Source organism: Pseudomonas sp. AC211 (assembly GCF_979258055.1).
In genome coordinates this window covers 983,320-997,887 of the sequence record NZ_OZ409830.1, presented here as the reverse complement: position 1 = coordinate 997,887, position 14,568 = coordinate 983,320, and the positions used below count along the sequence as shown (strand labels likewise).

12 protein-coding genes and 2 pseudogenes are annotated in these 14,568 nt (G+C 62.7%); 4 read left to right on the top strand and 10 right to left on the bottom strand.

From position 1 onward, the window contains the following. Window positions 1–6 precede the first annotated feature (6 nt). Window positions 7–1,159, top strand: a pseudogene (locus ACZZZP_RS04770) (TIGR03364 family FAD-dependent oxidoreductase). A 6-nt stretch (window positions 1,160–1,165) separates the two neighbouring features. Here the strand turns inward: ACZZZP_RS04770 and ACZZZP_RS04765 are convergent. The 4 genes from ACZZZP_RS04765 to ACZZZP_RS04750 form a co-directional block, all read right to left on the bottom strand. Continuing rightward, the gene (locus ACZZZP_RS04765) at window positions 1,166–2,158 is read right to left on the bottom strand and encodes an alpha/beta fold hydrolase (protein WP_463381967.1); all 993 of its coding nucleotides are present in this window, start codon (window positions 2,156–2,158) and stop codon (window positions 1,166–1,168) included. A 93-nt stretch (window positions 2,159–2,251) separates the two neighbouring features. After that, window positions 2,252–2,803 (bottom strand): DUF3237 domain-containing protein, encoded by a 552-nt coding sequence (locus ACZZZP_RS04760; protein ID WP_463381966.1) that lies wholly within the window; start codon window positions 2,801–2,803, stop codon window positions 2,252–2,254. Between the two features lie 5 nt (window positions 2,804–2,808). Beyond that, window positions 2,809–4,674 carry a CocE/NonD family hydrolase gene (locus tag ACZZZP_RS04755; RefSeq protein WP_463381965.1) on the bottom strand — a complete coding sequence of 622 codons (1,866 nt, stop codon included), beginning with the start codon at window positions 4,672–4,674 and terminating at the stop codon, window positions 2,809–2,811. A gap of 19 nt (window positions 4,675–4,693) precedes the next feature. After that, window positions 4,694–5,422: a TorF family putative porin gene (locus tag ACZZZP_RS04750; protein ID WP_463381964.1), complete on the bottom strand. Its 729-nt coding sequence runs from the start codon at window positions 5,420–5,422 to the stop codon at window positions 4,694–4,696. A gap of 341 nt (window positions 5,423–5,763) precedes the next feature. Here ACZZZP_RS04750 and ACZZZP_RS04745 point away from each other — a divergent pair, with 341 nt between their 5' ends. Beyond that, window positions 5,764–7,074 carry a pyridoxal phosphate-dependent decarboxylase family protein gene (locus ACZZZP_RS04745; protein WP_463536303.1) on the top strand — a complete coding sequence of 437 codons (1,311 nt, stop codon included), beginning with the start codon at window positions 5,764–5,766 and terminating at the stop codon, window positions 7,072–7,074. Window positions 7,075–7,107: 33 nt separating this feature from the next. Here ACZZZP_RS04745 and ACZZZP_RS04740 read toward each other — a convergent pair whose 3' ends face one another. Further along, complete coding sequence (locus ACZZZP_RS04740; RefSeq protein WP_463381962.1) at window positions 7,108–8,064, bottom strand: AraC family transcriptional regulator ligand-binding domain-containing protein; 957 nt, start codon at window positions 8,062–8,064, stop codon at window positions 7,108–7,110. Window positions 8,065–8,141: 77 nt separating this feature from the next. On the opposite strand from ACZZZP_RS04740, the gene ACZZZP_RS04735 reads away from it, so the two are divergent. Continuing rightward, a complete protein-coding gene (locus ACZZZP_RS04735) occupies window positions 8,142–8,996 on the top strand; it encodes a sterol desaturase family protein (protein WP_463381961.1) in 855 nt (284 codons plus the stop codon). 39 nt (window positions 8,997–9,035) lie between these two features. Here ACZZZP_RS04735 and phnX read toward each other — a convergent pair whose 3' ends face one another. The 5 genes from phnX to phnD all read right to left on the bottom strand — a co-directional run bounded on the left by phnX (window position 9,036) and on the right by phnD (window position 13,566). Continuing rightward, complete coding sequence (gene phnX / locus ACZZZP_RS04730) at window positions 9,036–9,863, bottom strand: phosphonoacetaldehyde hydrolase (RefSeq protein WP_463381960.1); 828 nt, start codon at window positions 9,861–9,863, stop codon at window positions 9,036–9,038. 32 nt (window positions 9,864–9,895) lie between these two features. Next, entirely contained in the window at window positions 9,896–10,990 is a 1,095-nt protein-coding gene (gene psrA / locus ACZZZP_RS04725) for an iron-containing alcohol dehydrogenase PsrA (RefSeq protein ID WP_463381959.1), read from the bottom strand. 80 nt (window positions 10,991–11,070) lie between these two features. After that, window positions 11,071–11,889 (bottom strand): phosphonate ABC transporter, permease protein PhnE, encoded by an 819-nt coding sequence (gene phnE / locus ACZZZP_RS04720; protein ID WP_463381958.1) that lies wholly within the window; start codon window positions 11,887–11,889, stop codon window positions 11,071–11,073. Between the two features lie 28 nt (window positions 11,890–11,917). Further along, window positions 11,918–12,703, bottom strand: coding sequence for a phosphonate ABC transporter ATP-binding protein (phnC, locus tag ACZZZP_RS04715; protein WP_122492655.1), 786 nt, complete (start codon window positions 12,701–12,703; stop codon window positions 11,918–11,920). Further along, entirely contained in the window at window positions 12,700–13,566 is an 867-nt protein-coding gene (phnD, locus tag ACZZZP_RS04710; protein WP_463381957.1) for a phosphonate ABC transporter substrate-binding protein, read from the bottom strand. Before phnD ends, phnC begins: the two co-directional genes overlap by 4 nt. 113 nt (window positions 13,567–13,679) lie before the next feature. On the opposite strand from phnD, the pseudogene ACZZZP_RS04705 reads away from it, so the two are divergent. Next, window positions 13,680–14,511, top strand: a pseudogene (locus tag ACZZZP_RS04705) (LysR substrate-binding domain-containing protein); the annotation flags it as partial. Window positions 14,512–14,568: the final 57 nt, after the last annotated feature.

Genomic DNA, 14,568 nt, shown 5'->3' with positions numbered 1-14,568 from the left:
CAACACATGTCTGAACACGACTGCGATCTGCTGATCGTCGGCGCCGGCATTCTAGGGTCTCGCCCACGCCTGGGCAGGCGCTAAACGTGGCCTCAAGGTCAAGGTATTCGAACGCAGCCATACGCCGCTGGGTGCCTCGATCCGCAACTTCGGCCAGGCGCTGGTGGGCGGTCAGGCGCCCGGCGCCATGCTCAACCTGGCGCGCCAGTCCCGTGAGCTCTGGGCAGACCTGGCGCAGGCCGCCGGGCTGTCCCTGCACAGGCAAGGCTCGCTGCTGTTCGCCCGCAGCGAAGCCGAGGAAGCGCTGCTGCATGCCTTCGTCAACGGGCGCGGCGAAGAGCTGGGCTATCGCACCGAACTGCTACGCGGCGAGGGGTTGAATGCCCTGTATGACGGTCGCTTCAGCCACCACCGCGCAGCGTTGCACGGTCTGGACGATCAACAACTGTATTCCCGCGAAGCGCTGCCAAAAATCATCGAGTTTTTGCGCCGCGAACTGGGCGTAACGTTTCACTTCTCGACGCTGGTGCGCGATGTGCAATCCGGTCATGCCAACACCACCGCCGGGCGCTTTACCGCGCGGCACATTCTGGTGTGCTCCGGGCACGACTACCAAACCCTGCTTGCCGAGCACATGGCCCGCCTGCAACCGCAGGTATGCCGTCTGCAAATGCTGCGCGTGCGCCCTGCCCAGCCGCTGGCGCTGAAACATGCGTTGCTCACCGGCTTGAGCTGCACCCACTACGGTGCCTTTTCAGACCTGCCGGAAGCCGACGCCATTCGTGCGCAGATTCGTCGCGAGCAACCGGAACTGGAAACGCTGGGCATTCACTTGCTAATGAGCCCAACGCCCTATGGCGAGCTGATCATCGGTGACTCCCACGACTACGGCAGCGACGCGTCACCGTTCAATGCCGAAGGCACCGACCGCATCATGCTGGAACTGGCTGAACAGACACTCGGCATGGGCATTGAGGTGATCGAGCGTTGGCAAGGCGTGTATGGCGCGCGCGGGCCGGGGCCTTTTAGCGTGACGCCGGCTGCCGACGGCGTGACGGCCGTGCTCATGCACACAGGGTTGGGCATGAGCGTGGGCCTTGGCCTGGGCGAACGCACCCTCGCCGCTGTGCTGGGCGAAGGGGCGTGGCCAACGGCGTAGCGGTTTTTACAGCTTCAGCTGCTCGACCAGTTTCTGATTGAACCCCACCGGATCCTCCATCTGCGGCGCGTGGCCCTGGCCCGGAAATTCCACCAGCTTCGCGCCCGGAATCATGGCGGTGACCTGCTTGCCCAGCACGCTGTAGCGGCCGAGCTTGGCTTTCAGTTCCGGGCTGGCGATGTCGCTGCCGATGGCGGTGGTGTCGGCATCGCCAATCATCAGCACGGTCGGCACCTTGAGGTTGGGGAACTCGTAGAACACCGGCTGGGTAAAAATCATGTCGTAGATCAGCGCCGAGTTCCACGCCACGCGCTGTTTGCCCGGGCCGTTGCTAAGGCCGGCGAGCATCTCGACCCAGCGGTCGTACTCGGGTTTCCAGCGTCCGGCGTAGTAGGTGTTCTGCTCGTACTTGCGAATGCCTTCGGCGGTGACCTTCAGCTCGCGTTCGTACCATTGATCAACACTGCGCCATGGCACGCCCAAGGCTTTCCAATCTTCCAGGCCGATGGGGTTAACCATGACCAATTTGTCGGTCTGCTGCGGATACAACAGTGCATAGCGCGTGGCCAACATGCCGCCTGTGGAGTGGCCGATGATGCTGGCCTTGCTCACGCCAAGTTTGTTCAGCAAGGCATGGGTATTAGCCGCCAACTGATGAAAGCTGTACTGGTAATTTTCAGGTTTGGTCGAGGTGCAGAAGCCGACTTGATCCGGCACCACCACGCGGTATCCCGCCGCGCTCAGCGCCTTGATGCTGTCTTGCCAGGTGGCGCCGCAAAAGTTCTTGCCGTGCATTAACACGGCGGTACGGCCGTTGGCTTTGCCGGTGGGCGCGACGTCCATGTAGCCCATGTCCAGCGCCTGGTGTTGCGACTCGAAGGTAAAGCGCTGAACCGGATACGGGTAGTCGAAACCCTCCAGTTGCTGGCCGTATTCGGGGGCGGCGCTGGCCAGCAGTGGCGCGGCGCACAGCAGCGCCAGGCATGAGCGTTTGAACATGAATAATCCTCCAAAAGCTCAAAGCCCAGCCGCCGCCGACCGCTCTGGCACAGCCCTTACAGGACTCCAATCTATACAGGATGTTATTAACCTTTAGGCGCCATCGACGCGGTACACGCCGATCAATACCTCATCCTCGCTGACGTCATCGATGGTGCCGACAAACACATAATCGCTCAGCCACGAATAGGCGCCGGGCTGGGTTTTGAAGCTCGGGGTGGTGCGGCAGTAGTAATCGTTTTCGAGCAATTCCTGGCCCTTGGCCTGCTTGGCCAAACCGTCGGCGTTGGGCCGCCAGATGCCCGGGTTGTGAATGATGATGATCTGCCCGTCATCGGTTTTCAGGCGGTACAGCGCTTCGATCAGCGTCACGCCATCGGCGCGTTCCACTGACATATCGGCGCCGCCGGGCACCACGATGCCCTTCATGCCTTTGCCGACAAACGTGCCACCGATAATGGGGTAGTTGATGCGGTGGCCGTCAGCGCCTTTGCCCATGTCTTCCTCGGGGCCGAGCTTGACGTGAATCTGCATCACCAACTCGTTGGTCACGCGGTTGGCTTTCGGCTCTTTCAGCTCATCAGCCTGAACGCTGGATAAGCCCAGCAGTGAAGCGGCGAGCAATACGGTGCGAACTGTGTTCATGGTGGTTAATCCTCAGCGATGGGTGACTGGAGCGGGTCGGGACGGCATGGCTGTTTGAGCAGGCTGTTGCAGGCCGGTTGCGGCACCGGCACCTTCACGCCTTGCAACTCGCCCAGCACCAGCTGCGACGGGTGCTCGGCGTCGTGCAGCAACTTGCTGCGCGCGGCCAGGGCGTAGGTGTCGAAGCCATAGCCGCCGGTACGGCCGGGTGCGTCGATCCAGATGCGCAACCGCGAACCGGCGCGGAAGGTGTGGGAAAACGGGCGCAACTCCACCCGGCCCAGCACCGGCTCATCGGGCTCCAGCGGCATCAGGCTGTCCGGCGTGTCGAGCAACCATGGGCGCACGGCGGTGGATTTTTGTGGGTCCAGCGCGCGAGCAGACAAGCGCAGCCAGCCGCGCTGCACATACACTTCCTGGCCGTCGGGCCGCAGTTGCGTGAGCGTCACTTGCACGTCCATGTCCGGGCCCAATGGCGTGGCCAGCCAGAGGTCGGCACTGCCTGGGCCGTAGGTCACCAGGTCGCGGCTCAGCGGTGCGCTGGTGTACGCCAGGCTGCCTTCTTTCCAGCCGTGCTTGAGTTCGCCCCAGGCGTTATCGACCTCGTAGGTGTTCACGTCCGGGCCGGCCACCGGGTAGTTGTATTCATCGGGCTCGCCGCTGGCTTTGCCGCCTTCGACGAGCGTGCGGTTGGCGCCCAGGGCGAAGCTCAGCGGTTTAACAGCCACCGGGAAACGCTCGCGGGTGATGGTCCAGCCAGGCTTTGCCGGCTCGTTGAGGCCATGCAGGTCATTAACGGAGCCGGTACTGCTGGTTTCTTGCCAGATCTCCACGTGCGGCAGTTTGTCGAAGCCGTTATCCAGGCCCTTCACAAAGTGATCGAAAAACGCCTGCAGCTTTTTGCGGAAATGGGTGGACTCGTACAAGTCGTGCGGGCCGTTGGTTTGCACCAGCCACAGCTGCTCGGGATCAAGCGTTTCCTGGTAATACCCTTCACGCGCCATCACGGCTTCGTCTTGCCAGGCCTGCATGGACAGCACCGGCACCTGAATGCGCTGAGTGCGGTCACGAATGCTGCGTTGCGCAGTCCAGGCGTCGCGCTGCGGGTGGCGGATGATCTGGTAAGTCAGCGCATGCTTTTTTACATCCACTTCGTTTTGCGCCACTTGCTTGAGGCAGCGTTGGTCTTGCTCGCTTAGCGCGCTGGCTTTGACGGCGGCCCAGCGCTGGCTCAAATACCAATGCCAGCCGGTCACGAATTCCGGTGCCGGCACGCCGCCTGGCGCCCAGCTGTCACTGCGTGCGTCGCCCATAGCCATGCCGGGGGCGATGGCCTTGAGGCCGGCCGGACGCTCGGTGGCGGTCATCAGTTGGGACATGCCCGCCCACGACCAACCAAACATGCCGACATTGCCATTCGACCAGCCTTGGCCGGCGGCAAATTCCACGGCCGCGCGACCGTCTTTGCCGTAATCCGGGCCGAGAAAATCGAAGGTGCCTTGCGAGCAGCCGGTGCCCCGCGCTTGCACGCCCATGATGGCGTAGCCCTGTTCGAGCAGCTGCTTGTCGAGGTCGACGGAGAAGGTTTCGTCGTCCGCCAGATAGGCCGAGCCGCCGATGCTGCCGCTGTCGTAACCGCTGTAACGCACCAGCACCGGAAACTTGCCCTCGCCCTTGGGCAGCAACACCGAATAGCGCAGTTCGGTGCCGTCTGGTGCGGCCAGGTAACCGGTGAGGCGTTTGCCCCAGAACGGTTGCCAGGTGCGCGTCGGGGCGCTGCTGACATCCTGGCCTGGCACATCTTGGGCTGCGTGGGCGCCGAGGGAAAATAGCAACGCACAGGCGGCGAGCATGAAGTGTTTTGGGTTCATCGATTAATACCTGAGAAGGTCAGAAACGTTTCGCCACCTGGGCGACCACCGTGGCCGAGCACACATCGTCGAAGCCGTTTACCGAGGCACATTCGGCCTGCGACAAATCGGTGTCGATGTACGCCACACGCCAGTCAAAACCGAACAACGTTTTGCTCAGCCCCACTTCCCAGTCGTAGTAGCTATGGCGTGTGGAACCGTCGCTGGAAATCCACACCTCGTCTTTGGCATCGCTGTAGCCGTAGCGCAGATCCAGCGCGGCTTCGTAGGGCAGATCGACCGTGTAACCGAGCCACATCACGCTGCGGTCATCGTCGAACGGTTTCACCTCGTTGGTGTACTTGATGCCGAAGGTCGCGCCATAGGCGCCGAGGGTGCCGATCCACTCGCCGTAGTTAAATTCGCTGTCCTTGGGGTAGTCGTACTCGACGTACATCAGGTTGACGTTCAACTGCTCGCTGAAGTCGTGGGCGAAGCCGACGTAATAGTCGTACTCGCGACGGGTGTCGGTGCCGAAGTCGGCGTTGGAGGAAAACACGCCGGCGTACGCGCCGCTGCTGTGGGTCAGGGTGACATCCGTCCACAACGCCGGGTCGCCGGCGGTTTGCGAGATGCCGCCGGTGCGGTAGTCGCTAAGCGCGGTCAGCGTCAGGCTCAGAGAGAAATCGTCATTGAGTTCAACGGCGTGTGCCGGCAGCGCGAGGCAACAAAGCAGGCCGGCGGCGAGGCACAGTGGTGTTCGGGTCATGCGGTTCCGCTCCATTTTTATGATTGTTGAATGGCAGAAGTGCAGGAGATTCATTGGTTATTACTGTTATCTGGTTCCTAACAATCTAGGTAACCGTCGATGTCATTTTTGAACTACGAACCGCGCTTTATCTATCCACTTTGCGAAAACCGCCCCGCACCGCAACGGTGCAACCAGTTATCACTCATAACTATATTTTCGGCCAACTGTGCTGCACACAGTGAAAATCGCGCGGCCACTGCTGCGCTTAGGAAATAGGCGGCTGTACGGCTGCTTCGCAGCGGCGTCAGTGAATACTTTCTGCACCGCGCCACTGCAGCGCACCAACGCCTGGAAGACGTATGAACGAAGTCGAACTACTCGCCGACGCCGATGCGCGCGGCCTGAATTACACCGCCAGCCTGGCCACGCGCCGGGTGTACCCGGATGCCGAGGCACTGGCCGGCCTGGCTGCCTTTGACGAGCCATTGCCCGCGCTCGGGCTGCCCGCCGCACAAACATTGCAGCTTCTGGATGAGCGCGGTTCCGCAGCGACGGTGGTGTCCAACGGGCCGCGCTATTTCGGTTTCGTGATCGGTGCGTCGTTGCCGGTGGCGGCGGCCGCTGAGCGCCTGATGCTGGCCTGGGACCAATGCGCCTCGACCTTCGACAACGCCCCCGTGGCCGCCACGGTGGAAGCCACGGCCGCGCACTGGGTGCTGGAGGCGCTGGATCTGCCGCGTGACAGCGCCGTGGGTTTCGGCACCAGCGCCACCGCCTGCACGCTCAGTTGCCTGGCCGCTGCACGTCGTTCGCTGTTGGCGCGCCACGGCTGGGACTTCGACCGCGACGGGTTGATCGGCGCGCCGGAAATCAAAGTGGTGGCGTCTGAGCTTGCGCATATCACCGTGAAAAAAGCCCTGCGTGTGCTGGGCTTTGGCAGCGCGAAGATCATCTACGCGCCGGTTAACGCCCTCGGCCAGGTCGACCCGGAGCGCTTACCGGCGCTGGACGCGCACACCATTGTTTGCCTGCAAGCCGGCGAGGTGAACACCGGCGAGTTCGACCCGTTCGCCCGACTGATTCCCAAGGCACATGCAGCCGGCGCCTGGGTGCATGTCGACGGCGCCTTCGGCCTGTGGGCGCGCGCATCGGCCTTGGCGCCGCTCACGGCGGGCATCGAACAGGCGGACAGCTGGACCACCGATGCGCACAAATGGCTGAACACGCCCTACGACTGCGCCATGGCCATCTGCCGCGATGCCGACGCGCTCGCCAGCGCCATGAACAGCGACGCTGCCTACTCCAGCGCGAGCGCCGACGCGCAGAAAAACCTCACCCTGGAATTTTCCCGGCGAGCGCGTGGCATTCCGGTGTGGGCCGCATTGCGCAGCCTGGGCAGACAGGGCGTGGCGCAGCAAGTGGAACGCCATTGCCGTCAGGCCCAGCGGGTCGCCGAGGGCTTGCGCGCGGCAGGTTATGAGGTGCTCAACCGTGTAGTGCTCAATCAGGTGCTATTTCGTGCGCACAGCGATGCGCAAACCATCGCCACCCGCGAGGCGGTGCAAGCGTCAGGGCAAGCGTGGTTCGGCGGCACCGTGTGGCAAGGCCGCCCGGCCTTGCGCATCAGCGTGTCGTCGTGGCGGACGGGGATGACGATATCGAGGCGCTGATCGATCTGGTGGCGCGCCTCAACGCCTGATCGGCTATTCGCTGCGCCAGCGCTTGCGCGCGTGCAGGTAGGCGCTGAGGTCGCTGTAGCCGAGTTGCGCCGCAATGTCGGCGCGGCTTTCGCCCTGCAGTTCGAGGGTTTGCTCAAGGTCGGCGCGCACCAGGTCGAGCAACTGGCGGAAGGTCATGCCTTCGTCGTCCAGGCGTCTGCGTAACGTGCGCGGGCTTTGATGCAGCAGCTCGGCCTGGCTATCAAGACTGGGCGTTTGGCCACGGGCAAAACTGTGACGAATGCTCTGCGCCACCTTCCCCGCCCAACCGCTGAGCTGTTGCTGGCGTGCCAGACAGCGATCCAATTCGGCACACAACACGGCGAGCATGCCGGGATGGCGGTTGCGCATCGGGAGCGCCAGGCTGGCCGCGCTGAAGTACAGGCGGTTATGGCCGCAACCGAAGCTGACGTGCTCGCCAAACCAGGCCGCATATTCTGCGTGATAGGCCGGGCGCGGGTGCGCCAATTGCACCCGCGTCGGCAGCACGCGCTGGCCCGCGCCTTCGCTGCACACTGTCAGGGCCATCACGAAATAGTGTTCCACCAGATAACGCGCCAGGTTCGCCGGCGCGTCGATGGTCACCTGTACACCAATGCCATTGGCGTCTTCCACGCGCGTCAGGCGATCCATGTCCGAAGCCAAGCCGGCATAGCGCACCCAGTTGTGGGTGGCCTGTGAAACGGTGTCCGCGTACTGCGCCATCAAGGCAATCACATGGCGGTCTTGCGAACTGAACAGGCCAAACAAGTGCAAGCCAACAGCCGGGTCATGGTGCGCGGCTTCGTCCCACAACTGTTCCAACGCCAACGCGCTGTAGTCGGCTTTGGCGGGGCGCTTGCTGTTGAGAAACCGCTCCAGCACGCCGCCTAACGGGCCACGGTGAAAGCGTTGGCCGGGGGCGTGCGGCGCATTGGCCAGTTCGGTCAGTTTTCTGTCCATTTCGCGCCTGTTGTCAGGTGAGGTCATGGTTTCTCATAGGGTGGCACTGCCCGTTCCGGGCCAGACGAAAGATTGCCATGGATATAACAATGACCGCCAATAACCCTATCGCCGTCGTCGCTGCCATCTTCTTTGTGTTTATCGCCCTGGAGCTGGCCTTCGCCTGTTTTCGCCAACCCGCCGGTAGCCGCCGTGATGTGCTGATCGAGTGGATCGGTTCGAGCTTGCTGCTGGGCGTCACCTTTCCGCTGGTGATGTTCTTAAGCGCCGCCCTGCTCAGCCACACCGCGCCGCAGTTAAAAGACAGCCTGGCCAACCTGCCCTGGTGGGCCGGCTTCGGCTTGTTTCTGCTGTTCGACGACATGACCCAATACTGGTGGCATCGCCTCACTCACCGGGTGCCATTTCTGTATGCGCTGCACCGCGCCCACCATTCGGCGCCGTACATGAGCATTCGCATCGTGTACCGCAACAACAGTTTCTATTACCTGCTGATGCCTGGTTTGTGGTTGTCGGGAATGCTCATCTACATGGGCCTGGCGCCGGTGTATTACCCGTACCTGGTGCTCAAGATGCTGGTGATTTTCGGCGCCCACAGCAGCGTGCTTTGGGATGCCAAGCTCTACGAGATAAAAGCGCTGCGCCCGCTGATGTGGTTGCTGGAGCGCACCATTTCCACGCCCTCGACCCACTCGGCCCACCACGGCCTGAACGCCAACGACGGCGTGACCCACTACAAGGGCAACTTTGGCAATTTGCTGTTCCTGTGGGACGTGCTGTTCGGCACCGCCAAGATCACCCGCCGCCGTCCACAGGCCTACGGCATCGAAGACCTCAATCCGGTGTCCTGGCAGGAAGAACTGTTCTGGCCGGTGGTGCGCAAACCCCAGGCCAGCCCTCAGCAAACGCCTGACAAAACCTTGGCTCGGTAAGCCGCGGTCGCCAGCCGTTTGCCGTGAGCGGCGGACGGCTTAGCTGCTCTGCGGCATTTCACCGTTGGCCAAGCGACGGTTGATATCCGCCACCACCTCCGGCAGTTCGGCGATGGTGTCGATGATGTAGTGCGGGCGGCTCGGCGCGAACAGCTCGCCGATGCGCTGGCGCTGGGCGTCCAGCTCGGCGGCAGGCAAGGCTTGGTACTGCGCATACGTCAGGCCCAGGGCATTGCCAGAACAACTGAGCGCCACGGTCCACATACCGGCGCTGCGGCCTTCGAGAATGCCCGGCCAGGTGTCGTCCACTTTCACGCACGCGGCGACGTCATTGATGCCCAGGGCGATGACGTTGGCCAGCGCCTGCGCCGGGTGCGGGCGGCCGTTAGGTACTTCATCGGTGGCCACTACGTGGTCGGGCACAAAGCCATTCTGGCGCGCCAGCTCTACCACTTTCGCCATCACCACGGCCGGGTAGCCCGAGCACGAGCCAATGGCCAGACCCGCTTCGCGCAGGTGCGCGACGGTTTCCAACGCGCCAGGAATCAAGGCTGAGTGCAGGCCGATTTTCTCGATTTGCAGCGGCATGAAACGCTCGTAGATAGCGGTAACGTCGTCGTCCGTGGGGCGCTTACCCAACGCGCGAACGAAGCGCTCGGCAATGGCTGGTTGATCGCATAGGGTGCGGATGTGGTCCCACTTGCCCATACCCATTGGGCCGCGCGCTTCCTCCAGCGATACCTGCACGCCGAATTCAGCGAAGGCCTCAACAAAGATTTGCGTCGGCGCGAACGAGCCGAAGTCGACCACGGTGCCGGCCCAGTCGAGAACCACGGCGGCGAGTTGGCGAGGCGATTGGTAGTGCATGGGTAGATCTCCGGTGTCGGGTGAAATAAGGCTCAGCTCAGCGCAGCCGAGCCGATGAAGTTCTGCCCACGGGCGCCTTTGCTGGCGGCCTCCAGCAGGGTTTTGGCTTGTTCGTCGCTGACGCCGTAATCGGCAAAATCGGTTTTCACCGACAGGCTGTGCAAAAAGCCCCGCAAGCGCGCCTGGGCGCTGGCCAGATCAGGGCCAAAAATGCGTTGCAAGGTGCGGTCGCGCTCGGCGTCCTGGCCCCAGGCCAGGCCCAGCACCAGCGGCAAGGTGAACGAGCAGGCGATGCCGTGTGGCAACCCGTGTTGCAGGGTCATTTCGTAGGAGATGGAATGGGCCAGCGCGGTCTTGGTGTTGGAAAACGCCATGCCGGCTTTCAATGCCGCCAGCGCCATGCGCGAGCGCAACTCGCGATTGCCCAAGTCGTTTTGCAGCGCCGGCAAGCACTCGAGAATGTCTTCAATGGCGGCGATGGCGAAGGTGTCGGAAAGCGGATTGGCGTTGCGATTCCAAATGGCTTCCAGCGCATGGGACAAGGCATCCAGGCCGGTGGAAACCGTCACGCTGGCCGGCACGCTGACCATCAACTGCGGGTCGATCAGCGCCACGCTGGGCCAGGTGCACGGCAGGTGCAGCGAATATTTCTTCTGTTCGGCGGCGTCCCAGATCGTCGCCCACGGCGTCACTTCGCTGCCGGTGCCGGCGGTGGTCGGCACGGCAATCAGGCGCTTGCTGCGCGCCGGTTCGAACGGTTGACCACTGGCCAACAGCGCCAGCAACTCATCAAAGCGCCCTTGCTCGGTGCCGACGATCAGCGCCTTGGCGGTGTCGATGGCGCTGCCACCGCCCACGGCAATCACCGTTTCGCAGTGACCCGCTTGTTGCCAGAAGCGCTCGTACACCTGACGCAGTTGCGCCACATCCGGATTGGGCTGCACGTCTTCCATCACATACACCAGGCGCTCGCCCAGCAGCGCCTGAATGCGCGCGAGCACGCCCAACTGGCGGGCCTCGGGAAAAATCACCAAGGCCACGGTTTGCCCTTCGGTAAGGCTGGCAAGCAGTTCGAGGCTGCCCCAGCCAAAGCGGGTATCGACCGGGTTATGGAAGCGCGAAACCATACAAACTCCTGAAGGTGATGAACGTGGCGGCAACGCACCGCCCCGCCCGACCTGCGCCGGGCGAAAAAAAGGGCTAACGATCAGTGACTGGCGCCGCGCTGGATGGCGTTGCGCAAGCGGCTGGACAGGGTGTCGGCGGCGACCACCATGACGGTGATGACGATGATGCAGGTGGCGGTTTCCGGGTACTTGAACAGCTTGAGGCTGCTGACCAGCTCAAAGCCCAGACCGCCGGCGCCGACCATGCCCAGCACCGTGGCCGAACGCAGATTCACCTCGAAGCGATACAGCACCACGGCGATCCAGGCGGTGACGACTTGCGGAAGTACGCCGAACACGATGATCTGCAACGGCCGCGCACCCGTGGCCTGCAACGCCTCGATCGGGCCTTGGTCGATTTCCTCGATGCTTTCGGCGAAGAATTTCCCGAGCATGCCGACGCCATGCACCGCCAACGCCAACACCCCAGGGAATGGCCCAAGACCAACGGCGGAGACAAAAATCAGCGCCAGAATCAGCTCGTTGATGCTGCGCGTAATGTTCAAAAACTGGCGAGTGAGGTGATACAGCACCGGGTTGCGGCTGAGGTTGCGCGCGGCCAGAAACGAGATCGGCACCGCCAACACCACGCCCAGCAGCGTGCCCCACAAGGCGATTTGCAGGGTCTCCAGGGCCGGCGCCCAAAGACGCGGCAAAATGCTCAAGTCCGGCGGAAAAGTACGGCCAAGAAAGTCGCCGATTTGCGGCAAACCGGCGGCCAGTTCGGCCACGCTCAGTTGCGCGCCTTCGGCGCTCCAGTTCAGCACCAGCACGGCGACCAACACCATCGCGGCGGTGACTAACCAGCCGCGCGCGCTCTGCGGCGTATCGACGGTCCACTGGTATTTACGCGCCTGCATGACGTCGCTCCGATCAGTTGGTATACGGTTAGTTGGCATAGCGCACACGCAACGCCTGACCAGCCTCGTCGGCCGGTTGCTCGGGCTCTTGGCCTGGGTAGATGCGGTGCAGATCGGCGTCGGTCATGCCGTGCGGACACCCGTCGTACACCATGCGGCCATGGGCCAGGCCGACGATGCGGTCGCCAAATTCGCGGGCGTAATCCACTTGGTGCAGGTTGCACACCACGGTAATGCCCAGTTCACGGGTCGCGTCGCGCAGGTATTGCAGCACCAGGCGCGCGGTTTTCGGGTCGAGGCTGGCCACCGGTTCGTCGGCCAAAATCACTTGCGGTCGCTGAGCCAGGGCTCGGGCAATGCCGACGCGCTGCATTTGCCCGCCCGACAACGCATCACAGCGCTGCTGCGCTTTGTGCGCCAACTCGACCCGTTGCAAACACTGCATGGCCAGGTCGATGTCTTCGCGGCGAAACAACTGCAGCACCGAGGCCAGGGTCGATACCGCGCCCAAGCGTCCGGTCAGTACGTTTTTCAGCACCGACAACCGCGGCACCACGTTGTGGTGTTGAAAAATCATCGCTACTTGCTGGCGCAAGGCGCGGGTGTCGCGACAGGTGACGGCGTCCATGCCGGCCACGCTCAGCTCGCCGGCATCGGCCTGAACCAGGCGATTCATGCAGCGCAACAAGGTCGATTTGCCGGCGCCCGACTGGCCGAGAATCACCACGAACTCGCCGGCCTGAATCTCCAGGTCTATGCCACGCAGCACGGCATTGCTGCCGTACTGCTTGGTCAATTGGCGGGCGCGGATCATTTCATGCCCTTGAGGTCGAGGTTCAGCACCTTGGCGGTCTCACGCACCACGTTGTAGGCGGCGTCGTCGGTTTTCTGGAAACCGTCCAATTGCCCCTGGTCACCCCATGGCACGTCTTTCATCGACGCCAACGCTGCTGCGACTTTCTGCTTGAGCGCTGGGTCCAGAGCCTTGCGCCAGACCATCGGCGATTCGGGAATCGGTTGCGACGTCCAGACCAATTGGAAGTCTTCGTTCTTGACGATGCCCTTGGCCACTGCGCCAGCAAGAATGCGGTCAGCAACGGCAGCGGCGTCGACCTTGTTGTTGGCTACGGCGAGGATGCTGGCGTCGTGCGAGCCGGAGAAAATTACCCGGGAGAACAGTTTTTCCGGGTCATAACCGGCTTTCTCCAAACCGGCCTTGGGAAACAAATGGCCCGAGGCCGAGCTTGGGTCGACGAAGGCAAACGTGTGGCCTTTGAGGTCAGCCAGGTCGTTAATGCCGCTGCCTTTGCGCGCCAGAATCAAACTCTTGTAGGCGCTCTGCCCGGTCTTTTTGGTGACCGCTACGGCGAAGGCTTCCACGTCGGCCACCGAGGCCGCCAACACATAGGAGAACGGGCCGAGGTAAGCGACGTCCAGCTTGCCGGCGCGCAGGGCTTCGATAATGCCGTTATAGTCGGTGGCCACGAACGGCTCGACTGGCATGCCCAGTTGTTTCTCCAGCCCTTCGAGCACCTGTTTGCTGCTCTCGATCATGGCTTGGGAGTCTTCGGACGGAATCAAACCGATGGTCAGCTTTTCAGCCGCCTGGGCATTTGCACCGAGCAACGGCAGCAACGCAAACCCGGCAATACGCAACAGCGAAGCGATAGAAGTCATGGCATTTCCAGCACGTGTGGTTGGGAAGTGAGCACAGGCTAGAAGCGTCACGTGACAGTCATACGATCAATTCAATATGGGTTTTTCCCGGTAACTATTGATGGAGGCTATGGATGTCTACCGCTCGAATTCGCGCGTTTCTGGCTGTGGCGCGGCACGGCAGTTTCAGCGCGGGCGCCCGCGCGCTGGGGCTGAGCCAGCCGACGCTGACCACCCAGGTGCAACAACTGGAGCGCCAGTACGACGTCGAGCTGTTTCACCGCAAAGGGCGGCGCATTGAATTGTCCGCTGTCGGCCAGCAATTGCTGCCCATCGCTCAACGCATGGCGTTGTTGGAACTGGAAGCGAACAACCTGCTGCATGACTCTGGCCGTCTCGACAGCGGCCAGCTGAAGCTGGGCGCGGTGGGGCCATTCCATGTAATCGAGATGGTCGACCACTATCGCCAGCGTTACCCGCGCATCGACGTGTCGATTCGGGTCGGCAACTCGGCGCAGGTGCTGGCCGATCTGGAGCAATACGCCACCGACATCGCCGTGCTCGCCGGCCGCCACGACGATCCCAGTCTCAGCGCGGTGCACTACGCCCGCCACGCCATCATTCTGTTCGTGCACCACAACCACCCGTTCGCCCAGCGCGAAAGCGTGCCGTTGCAGCTACTCGAAGACCAGCCGCTGCTGCAGCGCGAAACCGGCTCGACCACCCGTTCGGCCCTGGAGCGCGCACTGGCCGAGGCCGGCGTCACGCCGCGCAAGTCCATGGAAATCGGCAGCCGTGAAGCGCTGCGCGAAGCAGTGGTGCGGGGCATCGGTATTGGCACGGTGTCTCGAAGCCGAATTTATTCCCGACCCGCGCCTGCACGCGCTGCGTATCGAGGGCGACCCGGTGTTTACCGAAACCTACGTGTATTGCCTGGCGGAACGGCGCAGCAGCCGGTTGATTTCTGTCAGTTCTTCGACGCGATTCAACGCGCACCGACATAAGGCACCCGCACCGCACGAT